The sequence below is a fragment of the Pseudoalteromonas sp. 0303 genome, from assembly GCF_013349995.1.
In the GTDB taxonomy this organism is placed as follows: Bacteria; Pseudomonadota; Gammaproteobacteria; order Enterobacterales; family Alteromonadaceae; genus Pseudoalteromonas.
On record NZ_JABVXF010000007.1, the window covers coordinates 106,911 to 125,412 of the forward strand.

Sequence of the window (18,502 nt, forward strand, 5' to 3'; positions counted from 1 at the left end):
TTATAAGCTAGACATTCAGAGTACATGTGTACGCTAGAAAGCTGACCACTTCGAGAGTAATTTCAGCGTAAAATAGAACACAATTTAGTATAGAGCTAAGGTAATTACCCATGAGAAGAGCCGTTATTACGGGCATCGGTGTTGTTTCAAGCATCGGTAACAACAAAGAAGAAGTATTAGAATCATTAAAACAAGGCCGTAGTGGTATCGCGTTCAACCAAGAGTTTGCTGACTACAACCTACGTAGTAACGTATCTGGCAAAATCGATATTGATGTTAAAGAGTTTGTTGATCGTAAAGCAATGCGCTTTATGGGCGATGCAGCGGCATACGCTTATATCTCTATGGCACAAGCGATTGAAGATGCAGGCCTTAGTGAAGATCAAGTTTCAAACGAGCGCACTGGTTTATTAGTGGGTTCAGGTGGTGGTTCATCTAAGTGGCAAGTTGAAGCCGCTGACATTTTACGTGAAAAAGGCGTAAAACGTGTTGGTCCTTACATGGTACCACGTACTATGGCGAGTACGACTTCGGCGTGTCTTGCAACACCATTCAAAATCAAAGGTGTTAACTACTCGCTAAGTTCAGCTTGTGCAACATCTGCACACTGTATCGGTCATGCGGTTGAGCAAATTCAACTAGGTAAGCAAGACGTCATCTTTGCAGGTGGTGGTGAAGAGCTTCACTGGACACTCGCAATGGAATTCGATGCAATGGGTGCATTGTCTACTAAGTACAATGAAACACCAGAGAAAGCATCACGTACATACGATGCAAACCGTGACGGTTTTGTTATCTCTGGCGGTGGCGGTATCGTTGTTGTTGAAGAACTTGAGCATGCACTTGCTCGTGGCGCGCACATTTATGCAGAAATCACTGGTTACGGTGCAACGTCTGACGGCTACGACATGGTAGCTCCATCAGGTGAAGGCGCTGTACGTTGTATGAAGCAAGCAATGCAAGATCTTGAAGGCGGTATTGATTACTTAAATACTCACGGTACTTCAACACCTGTTGGTGATGTGAAAGAGCTTGGCGCTATTCAAGAAGTATTTGGTGGTAACTCACCAATGATCAGTGCAACCAAAGCGATGACAGGTCACGCTTTAGGTGCAGCAGGCGTTCATGAAGCAATTTTCTCGCTATTAATGCTTGAGCATAACTTTGTTGCTCCATCTATCAACATTGATGAACTAGATGAGCAAGCTGAAGGTCTAAATATTGTAACTGAGCGTAAAGACGTTGAACTAAATACAGTTATGTCTAACAGCTTCGGTTTCGGTGGCACTAACGCCACATTAGTAATGAGCAAATATAAAGGTTAAACCTCTCCAGTATTTGCTTAAAGCCGAGCAATAGCTCGGCTTTTTCATTTGTTATAAAGTCTTAGTTGTTACCTATCCGAATACTGATAAATTCGCTACAATAGCGCCACTTTCTGCCTCTCGGACACACAAATGAAAATTCTTGCAGATCAAAATATGCCATTGGTTGAGCAGTACTTTGCCGATTTTGGTGATGTTGAGCGATTTGATGGCCGTAATCTCCAACCCGAGCAGCTAGTCGGGGTCGATATCTTGTTAACCCGCTCTGTTACCAATGTAGATAAAGCCTTACTCACTCAAGCAGATAAATTAAAATTTGTGGGCACAGCAACCATAGGTGTTGATCATATTGATACCGAGTTACTTGCTGAGCGAAATATCGCATTTAGCAGCGCACCAGGTTGTAATGCCGTGGCGGTTGCTGAATATGTTATTAGCTGTTTGTATGGCTTGAGCCAAGAAAATGCCAGTTCATTACAAGGTAAAACCATCGGCATAGTGGGTGTTGGCAGTATAGGTAGCTGTTTACGTGATAAGCTTAGCCTGCTTGGTATGAATGTATTGTTATGTGATCCACCAAAACATGAAGCCGGTGAGCTTGCAGAGCATATTGAGTTAGACACATTACTAGCCCAAGCCGATATTGTGACTTTTCATGTGCCATTGGTTAAACAAGGTCCGCATAAAACCTTGCACATGCTAGACGAAACACGCTTAAAAGCACTTAAGCCGAGTATGACGATTATCAATGCAAGCCGTGGTGATGTGATTGATAACCTAGCATTGCTAGCATTGTTTGAGCAAGGCGCAAAATTAGATTGTGTGCTTGATGTTTGGGAAAACGAACCCAATATACTGACACCTCTGCTTGATTATGTACGTTATGCCAGTGTGCATATTGCAGGGCATACACTTGAAGGCAAAGCCCGCGGTACACAAATGCTGTATCAGCAAGTATGTGAGCTTGAAGGCATCGCAGCGCTTAAGTCTCTGGGCGATTTTTTGCCAGAACCAATTAGCCACTCTGTCACGCTAGGTGAAACCTTTAACCTGGATGATATAGGTCGCTTAGTGCACTTAATTTATGATGTGCGTCGCGACGATGGCATTTTACGAAGTAAATTAGCAAGCGAAGGCTTTGATAGTTTACGTAAGAATTACCCGCCACGACGAGAGTTTAGTACTTTGTCGGTGGCTGCCAACAGTGCATGTGAAGGCGCATTAGCTGCACTGGGATTTAGAATTAACGAATAAAGCCATTTGCTTTATTCAAAAGAGGAAAACACATGTCGCAAAAATTTAATGTAGCCGTATTAGGTGCCACAGGTTTAGTGGGTCGTCAGATTATCGAAACTTTAGAAGATCGTAAGTTTCCGGTAGACCAATTATTTTTACTCGCAAGCAGCCGTAGTGCTGGTGAAGAAATTCAATTTCGCGGTGAGAGCATTGAAGTAATCGATGTTGAAGAGTTTGATTTTAGCCAAGCTCACATTGGTTTATTTTCAGCAGGCGGCAGTGTCTCTGAAAAATACGCACCGATTGCGGCGGACGCAGGCTGTGTGGTAATTGATAATACCTCACACTTTCGTAATGACTACGATGTGCCACTAATTATTCCTGAAGTGAATGCATCAAGCTTAGCGGATTTCAGAAACCGCAACATCATTGCAAACCCTAACTGCTCAACGATTCAAATGCTGGTGGCATTAAAGCCAATTTATGATACTTATGGCATTGACCGCATTAACGTATCAACTTATCAAGCTGTATCAGGGGCGGGCAAAGAAGCCGTTGATGAACTAGCTAAGCAAACAGCAAACTTAATGAATGCGCGTCCGATGGATAATGCCGTTTTCCCTAAACAAATCGCTTTTAATGTGATCCCACAAATCGACAGCTTTGAAGATAACGGTTATACCCGCGAAGAAATGAAAATGGTCAACGAAACACAAAAAATCTTAGGTGATAACAGTGTTGTGGTTAACCCTACTTGTGTTCGTGTTCCCGTGTTCTTTGGTCACAGTGAAGCGATTAATATTGAAACGCGTATGCCAGTAGATATCGAACATGTGAAGCAGCTATTAAACGATGCACCTGGTGTAGAGTTTATTGAAGACTTAGCCGATTACCCAACAGCAGTATCAGACGCAAGTGGTAACGATACTGTATACGTAGGTCGTTTACGTGCTGATATTTCGCACCCACATGGTTTAAACATGTGGGTTGTTAGCGATAATACGCGCAAAGGTGCGGCAACAAATAGTGTGCAGATTGCTGAAGAGCTAATCGCAAATTATTTATAAATCTGATGATTTAGGCTGAGCTAAATTTAAGAAAAGCGGCAATTTGCCGCTTTTTTTGTGAATTCACTGCCAAATTATTGCCGCATACGCTGTAAAAGCGTATAAACTTAACGATAACAATAAAAAAGCCTCTCAGCCGCTATTATTTAAGCTATTTACTATTAAGGTGTTGCAATAGATATTGCAAGGCAACTAAGTTATAGTTTGCAGCTGGAATAGAGCTTGCAAGAAAACATAATTAAGAATCAATTCTGCAAGAATTACTTGATGTTTAAGCAACCAAGGTTGCTGCGTTAACATTTAAAACATAAAGGATCAGCATGCGCGGTTTAGCAACACTCTTCATATTAGCGTCTGCATTGGTGGTAACACCGACATACTCTGATGAAGGCACCACACTTAAAGGCCCTAAAGGTGTCGATTACGGTGCGCAGGGGCGCTCTATTGGTCCAATTAAACCGACCGATACATTATGGCGTATTGCCGCTAAAATTCGCCCTGACAACTCTGTAAGTATTTATCAGGTCATGCAAGCTCTGTATGACAAAAACCCATCGTCATTTTTAGACCAAAACCTAAATCATATGCGTGATGGCGCATACCTAAAAATTCCAACCATTGCAGAAATGCGTGCGGTCAACCCGACATTAGCAAAAGCCCGCTCTGAACAGGATGATGAGCTGTGGGAAAAAAAGAAAAACGGCACGCTGACTACAGCTGAAATTAATGAATCGCAAAAGAAAGTAACTCAAGCCCGTAAAGTTGATGTAGACGAAGCAAAACAAGAACTTAAGCAAGAAATCAACACCATTAAAACAGAACAGGGCACGCAGCTAGTAGAGTTACAAAAGCAGTTTAAATCGTCGGTTGAAAATGTTGAAGAAATCTTAGCTGAGAACAACAAGCTCAAAAAGCAACTGAGCGGTATTTCTAAAGAGCTTGAAACCGTTCGTGATCAACTTGGCCAAGACAGTGAAATTCAAAAGCAACTGAAAGAGTTGATCACTAAACAAAATGAAATCATAGAGCAGCAAAAAGCAAAAAAGATTGAAGAGGACAGTGGGTTTAGTTTTTCGAGTTTACTGAGCAACCCATTTGTTCTCGGTGCATTAATGTTTATTCCTGCATTACTGATCATTGCAGCCGTTGTGATGTTTTTGAAAAAACGCAACAGCGCCAATGATGATACAGATGCCAGCGATGACGATGAATTTTTACCACAAAGCCCAAGTTATAATGCTGATGATGATTTAGAACCAATTATAGAAACTGATCCGCTAGTTCCTGATCCGGTCGAAGACAATGATGACTTGAGTGTGCGGTTAGATGACGACTTAGACCAAGACATGCTGCCTGATGATGACATCATTTTTGACGACAGCATCGATGATAGTTTTGATGAAGATGACAGTGTTTTAAATCAAGATGAACTAGAAGGTTTATTAACTGATGACATCGAGTTTAATGATGAATCATCAGCTACGGCTGGCGACGATGATGATTTAGATGCATTTTTACAGCAAGATTTCGATCAAACCGATGACGATAGTTTAGGTGATGAAATTGACCTAGATAGTGAGCAGTCTCCAGCAGATTCATCGGGTGATATTTTAAGTGCTGATGACATTGATGACCTATTTGATACTGATGAAGATGACTCGTTAGATAACGCCAATGATGAAATGGCAGCGCTTAGTGAAGAGCTTGCAGAAGATGACGCTGAAGATGATTTTGACATTGATAGCTTAATTGATGAGCAAAACAACACGGATTCTAATCAAGATGTAAACCTAGACGATATTGATGACTTACTCGATGAAAATAATGATGCCTCAACAACTAACGTTGAAGCTGAACTCATCGATGAAGATGATTTCGATATCGACAGCTTAATTGATGAAGCGCAAACAGACGAGCCAGCAGCTGAAACTAATGATTCATTAGAAAACGACCATTTAGATGATGCGCTGGATGTTGATGACATTGACTCGCTATTAGATGAAGTTCAAGAAGAAGCGCCGACCGAAGAACCAAGCGCAGACGATTTAATCGACGAAGACGAGCTTGATGATGATTTAGATGTCGATGACATTGATTCATTATTGGATGAAGCGCAGGAAGAGCCAGAACAAGAACCAGTTGAAGAGCAGCCTGAAGAGCTTGCAGAAGAACTTAGTGCAGACGATTTAATTGATGATGATTTGGATGTCGATGACATTGATTCATTACTCGATGAAGCTCAGACAGAGTCAGAGCCTGAAGAGCTTGTAGAAGAGCCAATTGAAGAACCTAGTGCAGACGACTTAATTGACGAAGATGAGCTTGATGATGATTTAGATGTCGATGACATCGACTCATTATTGGATGAAGCGCAGGAAGAGCCAGAACAAGAACCAGTTGAAGAGCTTACCGAAGATCCTATTACGGATGATTTAAGCGATGAATTTGATACTGATGAAATCGACTCACTACTTGATGAGGTTGATGCAGAGTCAGAAGAACCTGAGTTAACAAATGAAAGTAGCTCAGATATTGATGACAATGCTGAGCAAGACGATGAACTCGATGTAGCAGATATTGACTCACTACTTGATGAAGACACTAGTGATGAGCAGGACTCTGACGTTGATGATGAGCTTGAAGAGCTTATTCAGCAAACAAATGAGCTGAAGCAAGACACTGAAGCGCAGATATCAGATTTAAGTCATGAACAGAGTGACAGTGCAGAGCATGATGAGAACCTACAAGAGTCGCTAGAAGATTTAGCCGATGCCGATCAAGCGGTTGATGACATGAATGTTGAATCGATTGCATCAGAGTTGGTTGATGATACGGATGATAGTGACGAAGTTGATATCGATGAAGCGCTTAATCAAGAGTTTAATGAAGATAGCGATGAGCTATTAGATGAAGATGATAGCCTTGACGAGTTTGATGATCCATCACTGAAAAGTGTCGATGAGTTATTAAATGAAATTGGTGAAGAAGATGACTATGTCGAAGCACCAGACTGGTCAATAGATGAACCAGAGCAAGACATAGAAGAAGTTGAAATTGATTTAGGCGATGATCCGCTAGCAGATGAAGACCTAACTGATGAATTTGATTTAACCGCCGACGAAGAGCCATTACAGCAAGATACCGTGACTCCTAGCCAAGAGTTGGAAGAGTATCCAGAGCTTGAGCTAGATGAAGCCGGTTTTGAATTGGATGAATCTGATGAAGACACTTCTAGTGAGTTAGATGAAGATGCACCATTACAGTTAAGTCAGGCAGAGCAAGACCTTGCTAATTCATTAGCAACGGGTAATGAGCTTGATCAGCTAGACGATGATTTTGATGATGAGATCTTGCTTGATAATGAATTTACAGAAGATGATATTCTTGATCCTGAGGACGACTTATCGGATCAATCACAGAGTGAAGGCACAACAGAGTTAACGAGCGAAGCGCCAATTGACGATGAGGTGGCTGATAGCCAAGACGAATTAGAAGGTTTCCCTGAATTCGAATTGGACGATATTGAACTTGATGATGCCCTAGAAGCTGAGCAAACATTAGCTGATATCGAGTCTAATTTAGCTGACGAGGCTGATTTAAGTGAGCTGTCAGACGATGAAATCGATGATGATTTTATGGCTGACCTTACTCAAACAGACTTTGATGCACTGTTAAATGAACTAGCAGAGCCAGATGAAGCTGATATTGCTGATGCAACTGAGTTCGATGTTGATTTTAATGCACTATTAAATGAAGACTTACAGGGTGAAAGCGAACAGCCAGTTGAACCTGAAGTACAGGCATTAGATGCCGAGGAGCAAACTACTTCAACGGATGAGTTTGTAGATATCGATTCATTACTTGAACAAAGTGACGATGAAGCACTCGACCACGAACCTTATGATGAGGTTGATATGGATGTAGGGCTGAGTGATTTTAATGACTTACTAGCGGGTGATAACCCAACTGATGTTGATGCCGAAAGTGGTGGTTACTCAGCAAAACTGGACTTAGCGCGGGCATATATCGAAATAGACGACTTTGACTCAGCGCTGCAAGCCGTTGAAGATGTTATTGCCAATGGCCCTGAGGAAGTGCAAGAAGAAGCACAATCACTTAAGGCTAAAATTAGCGAGTAATAAGTAAAACTCACCAATAATAAACCGAGCTAACTTCAACTAGCTCGGTTTTTTGTATCTAAGCGAAGGTTATTGCTTGTCTTGTAAGCGACGAGCTTTGAAATCAGACTCGGCTTTCCACTTAGGCCAATCGCCGTTATCAGCAAGTTTGGCAGCAATATCAACGATCAGTTCAATATCTTGCTTAACACCGCCCATAGACCAATCTGCTGAATAGTCGTCAGCTTCTTTATGATATTTGTGCGCGATGTAATCAGGATCTGTATCACCTAAACTCATAAATAGTAAGCTAGGAACGCCTTGCTTAGCTAGAGAGAAGTGATCAGAGCGGAAGAACAAACCATTTTGAGGACGCGGGTCCATTTTTACATGACGACCTTGTGCTTTCGCTGCATCTGCAAGGTAGTCTTCCATTTCAGACATGCCTTTACCGTATTGTAATATGTAGTCAACGCCGTCTAGCACGTTCATACCATCAATATTAAGCAGTGCTACCATTTGTTTAGTTGGTACAATTTCGCCAGTAGCGAATTGCTCTGAGCCAATAAGCCCTGTTTCTTCAGCCGTAAAGTTGGCAAAGATAATCGAGCGTTTAAATGGTTTTTTCTTATGTATTTCAGTAAGAATACGGGCTATTTCAACCGTTGCTGCGCTACCTGAAGCATTATCGACAGCACCATTGTAGATTTTCACACCGTCATCAGTTTGCTTGGTGCCAAAGTGGTCCCAGTGCGCACCAATTACAATGTACTCATCAGGAGTTTCGCTACCTTTAAGCGTTGCAACAACATTATGCGATTGCGCTTGAGAGATATCACTTTTCAGTGTCAGCGCTGCTTTCGCTTTTAAGTCGACAGGTTTAAAGTCAGCTTTTAGTGCGTTGGCTTTTTCAGTTTGATAATCAAGGCCTGCTTGAGCAAAAATTTCATTTGCCGCTTGCTCATCAATCCAACCCATTACAGGGATGTCAGAAGCATTCTTATCTTGGTCGATTAAGGTATATTTGCTACCCGTGTTCGAGCTTTCTACAACGCCCCAAGGGTATGCGGCAGGAGCAGTTTCGTGAACGATAAATACTGCTTTTGCACCTTGGCGAGCACCTTCTTCATATTTGTAAGTCCAACGACCGTAGTAGGTCATAGCATTACCGGTGAAAAGCGTGTCGTCTTGGGTGGCAAAACCAGGATCATTAACAAGCACGATAATTGTTTTGTCTTTTACATCAATATCTGCAAAGTCATCCCAATTATATTCAGGTGCATTAATACCATAGCCAACAAACACAACATCAGAGCCATCAATGTTGATCTCAGGGTTAATTTGTTGAGTACGGGCGGTAAAATCACTGCCAGCATTAAAGCTTAAATCACCCACTTGTAAGGTCATGTTTTGATCTGGAGTGAGTTTTGCCATAGTAACTGGCTGTAAAAACTCGCCATTAAAACTACCGCTTAAGCCGAGTTTTTTATATTCATCAGCTAAATAGTTAATAGTGAGCGTTTCGCCTTCAGTTAAAGGGCCGCGGCCTAAGAATTCATCAGAGGCGAGGGTTTTAATATGTGAGCGTACATTGGCAATGTTCACGGCTTCATTGCTTTCAGCACTTGGTTCATCAGTGCTTGTTGTTGGTTGCTCAGAGCAGCCGAATAAACCAATTGCAAGTGCTAAGCTTGCATACTTAAGGTGAGTTGTCATAGTTTTTCTGGTTGATTGCACAGGGTTTCACTATATGGGACGCGAAGGGGGCTGTCCAGAAAGAGTCTACAAATAACTAATTATTCAGGATGAAAGGATAATAATGCACCTTTCATCCTGTCAATTTTACCACCACGCTTTATCAATGGCGGTATCTTGAATTTTAAATACCTCACCAACTAACGGAGTACTCAGTGATACTTGCTCTTGTCCTGCTTTTTTAGCAACACGTTTAAGTGGGTCATACCAAGCATGAAAGGCCAGATCGAATGTTCCATTATGCACTGGCACCATCACATCACCTTGTAAATCGAGGTGAGCTTGTACTGATTGTTCTGGTGTCATGTGAATGTCAGCCCAATCTTTGTCGTAAGCACCGGTTTCAATAAAAGTGATATCAAACGGCCCATAACGATTACCAATCTCTTTAAAGCCAGAAAAATAGCCAGAGTCACCGCTAAAATAAAAGCGCTTGTCATTTACTTTAATAGCCCAAGAGCCCCAAAGGGTTGTATTGCCATCTGTTAAACCTCGGCCAGAGAAGTGCTGAGTTGGGGTAAATACAATTTGGCTATTTGCCATATTTTTCTCTTGCCACCAATCAAAACTATGGACTTTTTGTTCATCAACGCCCCATTTTTTCAGGTCGTTTTCGACTCCTAATGGCACATAAAAAGAATCTGTTTTATCAACAAGCTGTTTAATTGCCGCTTTATCTAAGTGGTCATAATGGTTGTGTGAAATAAACACTTTAGCAATGTTTGGTAGCTCTGCAATGCTGATAGGTGTTGGCTGAAAGCGCTTTGGCCCCATGAATGAAAAAGGCGAAGCGCGTTCTGAAAATACCGGATCAAATAGCCAGTATTCGCCATACACTTTCGCTAAAATAGAGGAGTGACCTAATTTCACAAAATGCACTGTGTCATTAGATAAACGCTCAAGCTGTGCATGAGAAACAGAATGCATAGGCAGTTCACCTTTTGGCTCTGCATCAATTTTCTTTTCTGTAATAAAGCGTTTGAAGATACCTAGCGTTTTCTTAAAGCTGGGTCTTTCTACCTCAGCAGTATTGTGGAACTTGCCATCAGATAATTGCGCAGAGTGGCTGTTATCACTCACGCCTTCAGCGGCTAATTGATTATTCATAATAAACACTCCTATCACGATGCATAGAGTGGCGATTGCGAGCCATTTTAGAAATTTCATATCGTCACCATAAGTAAACTACACGGTGTAGTTTTTCATGGTTTGCTATAAAAGTAAACTATCTAGTGCATTTTTTATTTTTGCGTTACACTAGTAACCCTTATCGGAGGGGTCCATGAAATTATCACAGAGAAAACGATTAGATATTTTGAATGCTGCTGAGACATTGTTTTTTCAGCAAGGTGTTGAGCATACCAGTATGGATCAGGTTGCAAGCTTAGCGGGTGCCTCAAAGCGTACCGTATATAATCACTTTGAAAATAAAGATGTGTTGTTTCAAGCCATTCTAGTGTTTATGTTTGAAAAAGTCCGCCAAGAGCAAGCGGTTGTATTTGATGCTGCTGTGCCAATTGCACAGCAGTTAACACGCATTGCTGAACAAGAAGTGGCACTTTTGACCTCTGAAGAGTTTTTAAAAGTAGCGAAAGTCGCTTTTATGCAGATGTTACAGCAGCCTGATTTAGCAAAATCATTAGCCAGTAATAACATGGGCTGTATGCAAGATCTGGTGGCGTTTTTAGAAGCAGGTGTGAAAGCACAGGTTTTAACTATTGATGATGTTGAGTTTGCAGCAAAACAGTTTGTGTATCAGTTAAAGTCGCTGATCTTTTATCCGTTGCTGTATGGCTTTGAGCGCCAAGAAGGCGACTCAGATAACAAAGTAATAAACGAAACTGTAAAAATGTTCTTAGCGCGTTATGGGCGCTGATATTTTGGAACATAAAAAAGCCCGCTTAATGCGGGCTTTTAAATAATTGTAAAAGTATTACTTCACTTCTTTACCAGCTGCTTGTTGGTCAGCATGGTAGCTTGAGCGAACAAATGGACCACAGGCCGCATGTGTAAAGCCAATTTCGTCTGCATAATCTTTTAAAGCATCAAACTCTGCTGGCGGCACATAGCGTTTAACCGGTAAGTGGTGCTTAGAAGGTTGTAGGTATTGACCTACTGTTAGCATATCAACGTTATGCTCGCGTAAGTCACGTAACACTTCTTCGATTTCGCTAATTTCTTCACCTAAACCTACCATCAAACCAGACTTAGTTTTCACATCTGGATGTGCTTCTTTAAAGCGGCGTAACAACTCAAGTGACCATTTATAGTCAGCACCTGGACGCGCTAATTTGTATAAACGCGGTGCTGTTTCTAGGTTGTGGTTAAATACATCTGGCGGCGTCTCGATTAAGATATCAAGGGCTCTGTCCATACGACCACGGAAATCAGGTACTAGAATTTCAATCGTGATTTCTGGGTTGTGCTTACGAATTTCACGAATACAGTCAGCAAAGTGCTGTGCACCACCATCACGTAAATCATCACGGTCTACTGAGGTGATTACAACATAGCTTAGCTTCATGTCTTTAATAGTCAGCGCTAGCTTTTCTGGCTCAGCTGCGTCTGGCTTTAATGGACGGCCATGGGCAACATCACAGAACGGACAACGACGAGTACAAATAGCACCTAAGATCATGAAAGTCGCAGTACCATGGTTGAAACATTCAGATAGGTTAGGGCACGAAGCCTCTTCACACACTGAGTGTAAACCATGTTTACGCATCGCTTGTTTAATACCATCAATACGTTCAGTTGATTTTGGTAAGCGAATTTTTAGCCACTCTGGCTTACGCAACATTTCGTTTTTTTCAGTCGGTAAAACTTTAACTGGGATCAGTGCCATTTTTTCTGCATCACGCAGTTTTACGCCTGGTTCCATTTTGACTGGTTTATTCATTCGTTTTCAAACCCTTCAGTGTGCTTAACCACAGTAGCATTAAGCTTTTTAATCATGTGTTTTACAAGCCCTGCACCTGCTTGCTCGAGGTTTTGCGGACCGTTAAGATCGGTTGTTTGCACCATGTTCATGCCAGCATAGCCGCATGGATTAATACGTAAGAATGGACTTAGATCCATACTTACATTTAGTGCTAAACCGTGGAAAGAGCAACCGCGGCGAACGCGAAGGCCTAATGAGGCAACTTTGCTGTCGTTAACGTAAACACCGGGTGCATCCGCTTTCGCGTAGGCATCAATGTCGTAGTCTTTTAACGTATCAATAATGCACTCTTCAAGCCAGGTTACTAGCTCCCTTACACCAATGTTTAAACGACGTAAGTTGAATAGCACATACATCATTTGTTGGCCTGGTCCGTGATAGGTAACTTGACCACCACGATCCACTTGGATCACTTCGATATCACCGGTATTTAATAAGTGCTCAGCTTTGCCTGCTTGGCCTTGCGTAAATACTGGCTCGTGCTCTACAAGCCAAATTTCATCTGCTGTGTGCTCATCACGGGTGTCGGTAAAAGATTGCATTTTTTGCCAAATTGGCATGTAACGCTGACGACCTAGTTGACGAACGATTAATTCTCTTTCGCTCACGACTTACTCCGTAATCGGCCTATAGCATGTGACGTACGTCATCGATGTTGCTGATCACGTTATAAATTTCTTCAATGTGCTCTTTACTTGTAACGGTTGCTACAAGCGTTACAGATTCGTAATTACCTTTGCTGCTTGGTTTTACCTTTGGCGCATAATCGCCAGGTGCAATTGGTTGCAGCTTTTCTAGGATCTGATCTGTTAGATTTACGTTAGCTAAGCCCATGATTTTAAATGTGAATGGGCATGGGAAATCTAAATACTCGTCAAACTTAGTATTTTTTACAGGTTGAACCACGACGGTGACTCCTCAAACAGTGAGTGTGCTTAATAGAGGTGTTCTCTGCCATTTCTTGGCGTTAAGCAAACTTAGATTACGACGCACTCGACCCAGCGCGACTGATATGGAGCGCATTCTATCATTTTTCAGACAAAAAAAAACGCCTTGCGGTGCAAGGCGTTTATAAACTTTATGACCAGATTACTGAATTTGTAAACGTAGGTAATCGTAGATCTTGCTAAAGAAGCTGCCTTCTTCCACTTCCTCTAGTGTAACTAGTGGATATTGTGCAATTTCTTCACCTTCAAGCTGTAAGAATAGCGTGCCTACTTTAGTACCTTTAGCAAGCGGCGCTTCTAATGTTTTATCAAGCTCGAAGTTCGCTTTTAAGTTTTTACGCTGACCACGTGGAATAGTAATAGGTGTATCTTCTAAGATACCTAACGATACGTTTTCTTTGTTACCCATCCAAATACGTTGCTCAGCAAAGCTGTCGCCTGCTTTATATGGCGTGATTGTTTCGAAAAAGCGGAAACCGTAGTTTAATAGCTTTTTGCTTTCAACTTTACGAGCACGTTCGCTTTCTGTGCCCATTACTACCGCGATTAAACGCATGTCATCTTTAGTTGCAGAAGTTACTAAGCTATAACCCGCTTCTGATGTATGGCCAGTTTTAATACCGTCAACGTTCATGCTTTCATCCCATAACAATGAGTTACGGTTGTATTGCTTGATGCCGTTAAAAGTGAATGATTTTTTCGCGTATACTTCGTACTCATCTGGTACATCGCGAATAAGTGCAGCACCTAATGTTGCCATATCACGTGGTGTCGTGAAGTGTTCGTTAGTATCTAAACCATGGCTATTTACGAAGTGGCTGTTAGTCATGCCAAGCTTTTCAGCGTGGGCATTCATTAAATCAGCAAATGCGCTTTCACTACCGGCAATGTGTTCAGCCATTGCTACACAGGCATCGTTACCTGATTGAATAATGATACCGTGGTTTAAGTCATCAACACTGATCTGCTTACCGACTTCGATAAACATTTTTGATGATTCAGGAAAATTCTTTGCCCAGGCTTTTTCACTGACTGTAACCATATCAGTTGGTGCAATATTACCTGCTTTTATTTCAGTACCAATTACATAACTGGTCATCATTTTGGTTAAACTAGCCGGTGCTAATTTTGTATCAGCTTCGCCTTCGACAATTACTTTACCTGTGGTGAAATCAACCAAGAAATAACCTTTCGCATTAACTTGAGGTGGGGCAGGGATAATTTGGGCTGTTGCAGAAAATACGCTAGCAGTGCAAACAAGGCCACAAACGCCACTTAAGATTTTATATTTTATAGATTTCATCGTACTCATTAATGGTTAAAGTTAAACATGTTGCGTTGACCTATTCTAAAGGTCTTACTCACTGTAAAGCAAGAACGCGTTCTGAAATTGGTTTTGTTTTAGCTTTTCTAAAACTGCTTGTGCTTCTGCGGCATCTTTTATTGGACCAAGACGTAATCGATAGATTCCATCTTTTTCAACAATGTTTGTTGGCACATGATATTGCTGACGAAGTTGAAACGCGAGCGCTTCAACATTAGCAAGAGTACTTCCCGCTGCAACCTGAATGTAGCTTAAACGAGGGGCAGAATTGGCAAGGGTAACAGCCTCAACCTTAACACGGGCTGTACCTTGTCGGTAATAACCTAATTTATAGGCCGCAGAATAAGATAAATCGATAATCCGGTCATCATGAAACGGGCCTCGGTCGTTTACGCGAACAATTACTGATTTTCCGTTGTCTAAATTTGTTACTCTGGCAAAGCTCGGTAGCGGCAGTGTTTTATGAGCTGCTGTCATCGCAAACATATCGTACACCTCGCCGTTTGAGGTGTGATAATTGTGAAACTTTCGACCATACCACGAAGCAATGCCTTCTTCAGAGTAGCCAGTTTCATCTAACATCGGCGTGTAGCGTTTACCACGGACTTCGTAAGGGCGACTAGCGCTTGCACTTTTAACAACCGGGGTGACTATAGCATCTTGCATTTCCAGCTCGGTTGGTTTTCGAAGCGGGGCTGCATCATGCTCCATAGCATAACGGCCTTGCTGAGATGAAGAGCTACACGCCGCAAGCAGCACAGAAAATAACGCTATAAGTAAGTAATTGACTCGCTGTGTCATTATTTTAAAAGCATCCTTTTATCGGTGGCGATAGACATGATAATGCCAAATCCGGCCATCAAGGTCACCATTGAGGTTCCACCATAGCTTATTAGAGGTAACGGAACACCTACTACAGGCAGTAAGCCCGAAACCATGCCAATATTTACAAATACATAAACAAAGAAGGTGAGTGTTAATGCGCCGGCAAGCAGTTTACCAAACGCATCTTGCGCATTAACCGCAATATATAAGCCACGGCCAATAATAAACAAGTACATACAAAGTAATAAACAAACCCCGAACAGGCCAAACTCTTCGCTCAGTACAGAAAAGATAAAATCGGTATGACGCTCAGGTAAAAACTCCAATTGTGATTGGGTGCCTTGTAGCCAGCCTTTACCTTCAACGCCGCCAGAACCTATCGCAATTTTCGATTGAATAATGTGGTAACCCGAGCCAAGCGGATCGCTTTCAGGATCTAAAAAGGTCAATACCCGTTGCTTTTGATAATCAAGCATCACGTAATGCCAAAAAGGCCATGCTGCCAAACCAACAGTGGCAGATAAAAAGCCAATAAGACGCCAACTTAGCCCAGATAAAAACAATACAAATATCCCTGAGCTGGCAATCAGAATAGAGGTACCTAAGTCGGGTTGCTCTTTAATTAAAATGGTTGGCACCATTACAATCGCAAAGCCAATAATTAAATGGATGATTCTTGGCGGTAAATGGTTACGCCCGATATACCATGCAACCATCATTGGCACAGCAATTTTCATTAGCTCTGACGGCTGGAAACGGGTCACACCTAAGTCAAGCCAGCGCTGTGCACCCTTTGAACTTACCCCAAATAACAACACCCCAACCAGCATTAAAAGCCCCACGCAGTAGAGCGGAATAACCATACTCTTTAATGTGTTAGGCGAAAACTGCGCGAGTATAAACATACCTAAGATAGCGCCAAACATACGTGTTGCGTGGCGTATCATCATGGCAGAGTCTTGGCCGCTAGCGCTGTAAACAATAGCAAGGCTGGCTACCATCATCGTCATAAGGGCGATAAGTAGTGGTAAATCGAGGTGTAGGCGCTGCCAAATTGAGCGTTTTTTATTTAATGGGATCATGGCGCGTCACTTTGGGCTATTTGAATCGGGTTCGCTGAGAAGTAGTAATCCATTAATTGACGCGCAATAGGCGCACCAACTGTACTACCACCACCGGTGTTTTCAACCACCACAGAGACCACAATTTGTGGATCGTTATAGGGTGCAAAACCAACATAGATAGCGTTATCACGTTGGCGCTCTTTAAGTGATTTTGCGTCGTAACGCTCACCTTGAGCAATACTCACAACCTGAGCAGTACCTGTTTTACCAGCTGGGTCGTAATTCGCCCCTTTAAATGCTTTATGCGCCGTACCTGTGACTTTATGTACGGTGTTGTGCATCGCATCTAGCGCAATTTGCCAATGATGTGGATTTTTTAATACTACAGGTGGCTTTTCATCATTATTAATTTGCGTTACTTCGTTTTCTTTTTTAGCGACTTGTACAAGGTGCGGAGGGTGATCGAGTCCGCGGTTCACTAATATGTTGGTAGCATTAGCTATTTGCATCGGTGTTGCGGTCCAATAACCTTGCCCGATACCCACTGAAATGGTGTCGCCGCGCCACCATGATTCTCTAAAGCGGGCTTCTTTCCACTCTCGCGATGGCATAATGGCAGATGTTTCTTCATGAATATCGATTCCAGAAAGTTCGCCAAAGCCAAACTGCGTCATAAAGTCACTGATTTTGGTGATCCCTAAACGGTAAGCAACATCGTAAAAATAGGTATCGCATGACTCTTCAATAGCACGATAAACATCAACATGACCATGGCCCCAACGTTTCCAGTCACGCCATTTGTGCTCCACATTAGGAATTTGGAAAAAACCCGGATCCCAAATTTGTGTTTGCTCGGTTACAAGTCCTTCTTCAAGGGCAAGGATCGACATATGAGGTTTTACTGTAGAGGCAGGGGCATAACGCCCTTGCGTGGTACGGTTAATTAGCGGTCTGTCAGGGTTTAACAACTTTTTGTAATCTGTGCTGCTGATACCATGAACAAATAAATTCGGGTCATAACTTGGGTTAGAGTAGAGCGCTAAAACGCCGCCATCTTTAGCATCAAGCACTACAATGGCACCACGCATATCTTTTAAGGCATGTTGAGCAATTTGTTGCAGGCCAATATCCAAAGTAAGTACTAAGTCGTGACCAGGCTCAGGTGGTGTGAGGCTTAAAGTGCGTATAACTCGGCCACGGTTATTCACTTCAACGCGCTGCGAACCAACCACACCATGAAGGAGTTCTTCGTAATACTTTTCGATACCCAGCTTACCAATGTCGTGTGTTGCACGGTAGTTAGTAGCTTGGCCTTCAGCTTCAAGTTTGGTGAGTTCTTTTTTGTTGAGTTTGGCAACATAACCTAAGGCATGGGTAAGGGTATCACCATAAGGGTAATAGCGAGCTAAACGCGCTTCGATACTAAAGCCAGGAAACTTATGCTGATTAACCGAGAACTTTGCAACTTCGGTTTCGTCTAAACGGGCTTTTAATACTTGGCTTTTAAAGCGGCGATTGTGTTTAATGTCATCTAGAAAGTCAGCTTTTTGTTGCTCAGTTATTTGAATAACTTTTTCAACTTCGCTCAGAGCCTCTTCAAGGTTATCAACTTCCTCGGGTATTACTTCTAAATTATAAACTGGCTTGTTTTCAGCCAGTAATACGCCATTTCTGTCGTAAATAAGCCCACGGTTAGGGGCAATTGGAATAACTTTGATGCGGTTATCGTTCGAACGTGTTTGATAGTCTTGATGTTCGATAACTTGGATGTTGTATAGGTTAGATAACAACACACCAATTAACAGTGTAACAAACACAAAACCCACAAATGCTCGGCGAGCAAACAAGTTTGCTTCAGCCGAGTGGTCTCGAATCGTGGGTCTGTGTTTTCGCATTGGCT

The 18,502-nt window shown here is 42.2% G+C and carries 14 protein-coding genes; 5 read left to right on the plus strand and 9 right to left on the minus strand.

Annotation, left to right across the window (positions count from 1 at the left end; translation table 11 throughout):
- The first annotated feature begins 110 nt into the window (after nucleotides 1-110).
- The 4 genes from fabB to HUS62_RS07040 all read left to right on the plus strand — a co-directional run bounded on the left by fabB (nucleotide 111) and on the right by HUS62_RS07040 (nucleotide 7,767).
- Nucleotides 111-1,325 carry a beta-ketoacyl-ACP synthase I gene (gene fabB, locus HUS62_RS07025; RefSeq protein WP_175078994.1) on the plus strand — a complete coding sequence of 405 codons (1,215 nt, stop codon included), beginning with the start codon at nucleotides 111-113 and terminating at the stop codon, nucleotides 1,323-1,325.
- Between the two features lie 132 nt (nucleotides 1,326-1,457).
- A complete protein-coding gene (locus tag HUS62_RS07030; protein ID WP_175078995.1) occupies nucleotides 1,458-2,579 on the plus strand; it encodes a 4-phosphoerythronate dehydrogenase in 1,122 nt (373 codons plus the stop codon).
- Between the two features lie 32 nt (nucleotides 2,580-2,611).
- Complete coding sequence (locus HUS62_RS07035) at nucleotides 2,612-3,628, plus strand: aspartate-semialdehyde dehydrogenase (protein WP_175078996.1); 1,017 nt, start codon at nucleotides 2,612-2,614, stop codon at nucleotides 3,626-3,628.
- A gap of 320 nt (nucleotides 3,629-3,948) precedes the next feature.
- A complete protein-coding gene (locus HUS62_RS07040) occupies nucleotides 3,949-7,767 on the plus strand; it encodes a FimV/HubP family polar landmark protein (protein WP_175078997.1) in 3,819 nt (1,272 codons plus the stop codon).
- 69 nt (nucleotides 7,768-7,836) lie between these two features.
- On the opposite strand, the gene HUS62_RS07045 is transcribed toward HUS62_RS07040, so the two are convergent.
- Together HUS62_RS07045 and HUS62_RS07050 are read right to left on the minus strand one after the other, a co-directional pair.
- Nucleotides 7,837-9,462: a M28 family metallopeptidase gene (locus tag HUS62_RS07045; protein ID WP_175078998.1), complete on the minus strand. Its 1,626-nt coding sequence runs from the start codon at nucleotides 9,460-9,462 to the stop codon at nucleotides 7,837-7,839.
- A gap of 126 nt (nucleotides 9,463-9,588) precedes the next feature.
- Entirely contained in the window at nucleotides 9,589-10,608 is a 1,020-nt protein-coding gene (locus HUS62_RS07050; RefSeq protein ID WP_258536732.1) for an MBL fold metallo-hydrolase, read from the minus strand.
- A gap of 175 nt (nucleotides 10,609-10,783) precedes the next feature.
- Here HUS62_RS07050 and HUS62_RS07055 point away from each other — a divergent pair, with 175 nt between their 5' ends.
- Nucleotides 10,784-11,377, plus strand: coding sequence for a TetR/AcrR family transcriptional regulator (locus tag HUS62_RS07055; RefSeq protein WP_175079000.1), 594 nt, complete (start codon nucleotides 10,784-10,786; stop codon nucleotides 11,375-11,377).
- A gap of 57 nt (nucleotides 11,378-11,434) precedes the next feature.
- On the opposite strand, the gene lipA is transcribed toward HUS62_RS07055, so the two are convergent.
- The 7 genes from lipA to mrdA all read right to left on the minus strand — a co-directional run bounded on the left by lipA (nucleotide 11,435) and on the right by mrdA (nucleotide 18,497).
- Entirely contained in the window at nucleotides 11,435-12,400 is a 966-nt protein-coding gene (gene lipA, locus HUS62_RS07060; RefSeq protein WP_054551675.1) for a lipoyl synthase, read from the minus strand.
- Complete coding sequence (gene lipB / locus HUS62_RS07065; protein WP_082389180.1) at nucleotides 12,397-13,050, minus strand: lipoyl(octanoyl) transferase LipB; 654 nt, start codon at nucleotides 13,048-13,050, stop codon at nucleotides 12,397-12,399. Before lipB ends, lipA begins: the two co-directional genes overlap by 4 nt.
- Before the next feature lie 19 nt (nucleotides 13,051-13,069).
- Nucleotides 13,070-13,348: a DUF493 family protein YbeD gene (ybeD, locus tag HUS62_RS07070; protein ID WP_054551674.1), complete on the minus strand. Its 279-nt coding sequence runs from the start codon at nucleotides 13,346-13,348 to the stop codon at nucleotides 13,070-13,072.
- 183 nt (nucleotides 13,349-13,531) lie between these two features.
- Nucleotides 13,532-14,692: a serine hydrolase gene (locus HUS62_RS07075; protein WP_175079001.1), complete on the minus strand. Its 1,161-nt coding sequence runs from the start codon at nucleotides 14,690-14,692 to the stop codon at nucleotides 13,532-13,534.
- 54 nt (nucleotides 14,693-14,746) lie between these two features.
- Complete coding sequence (locus tag HUS62_RS07080; RefSeq protein WP_063527804.1) at nucleotides 14,747-15,514, minus strand: septal ring lytic transglycosylase RlpA family protein; 768 nt, start codon at nucleotides 15,512-15,514, stop codon at nucleotides 14,747-14,749.
- A complete protein-coding gene (gene rodA / locus HUS62_RS07085; protein ID WP_062564348.1) occupies nucleotides 15,514-16,620 on the minus strand; it encodes a rod shape-determining protein RodA in 1,107 nt (368 codons plus the stop codon). Before rodA ends, HUS62_RS07080 begins: the two co-directional genes overlap by 1 nt.
- A complete protein-coding gene (mrdA, locus tag HUS62_RS07090; RefSeq protein WP_175079002.1) occupies nucleotides 16,617-18,497 on the minus strand; it encodes a penicillin-binding protein 2 in 1,881 nt (626 codons plus the stop codon). Before mrdA ends, rodA begins: the two co-directional genes overlap by 4 nt.
- Nucleotides 18,498-18,502: the final 5 nt, after the last annotated feature.

Coding starts and splice junctions, on each gene's coding strand:
- fabB (WP_175078994.1), top strand. CDS start 111: ATGAGAAGAGCCGTTATTACGGGCATCGGTGTTGTTTCAAGCATCGGT.
- HUS62_RS07030 (WP_175078995.1), top strand. CDS start 1,458: ATGAAAATTCTTGCAGATCAAAATATGCCATTGGTTGAGCAGTACTTT.
- HUS62_RS07035 (WP_175078996.1), top strand. CDS start 2,612: ATGTCGCAAAAATTTAATGTAGCCGTATTAGGTGCCACAGGTTTAGTG.
- HUS62_RS07040 (WP_175078997.1), top strand. CDS start 3,949: ATGCGCGGTTTAGCAACACTCTTCATATTAGCGTCTGCATTGGTGGTA.
- HUS62_RS07045 (WP_175078998.1), bottom strand. CDS start 9,462: ATGACAACTCACCTTAAGTATGCAAGCTTAGCACTTGCAATTGGTTTA.
- HUS62_RS07050 (WP_258536732.1), bottom strand. CDS start 10,608: ATGAATAATCAATTAGCCGCTGAAGGCGTGAGTGATAACAGCCACTCT.
- HUS62_RS07055 (WP_175079000.1), top strand. CDS start 10,784: ATGAAATTATCACAGAGAAAACGATTAGATATTTTGAATGCTGCTGAG.
- lipA (WP_054551675.1), bottom strand. CDS start 12,400: ATGAATAAACCAGTCAAAATGGAACCAGGCGTAAAACTGCGTGATGCA.
- HUS62_RS07075 (WP_175079001.1), bottom strand. CDS start 14,692: ATGAAATCTATAAAATATAAAATCTTAAGTGGCGTTTGTGGCCTTGTT.
- HUS62_RS07080 (WP_063527804.1), bottom strand. CDS start 15,514: ATGACACAGCGAGTCAATTACTTACTTATAGCGTTATTTTCTGTGCTG.
- rodA (WP_062564348.1), bottom strand. CDS start 16,620: ATGATCCCATTAAATAAAAAACGCTCAATTTGGCAGCGCCTACACCTC.
- mrdA (WP_175079002.1), bottom strand. CDS start 18,497: ATGCGAAAACACAGACCCACGATTCGAGACCACTCGGCTGAAGCAAAC.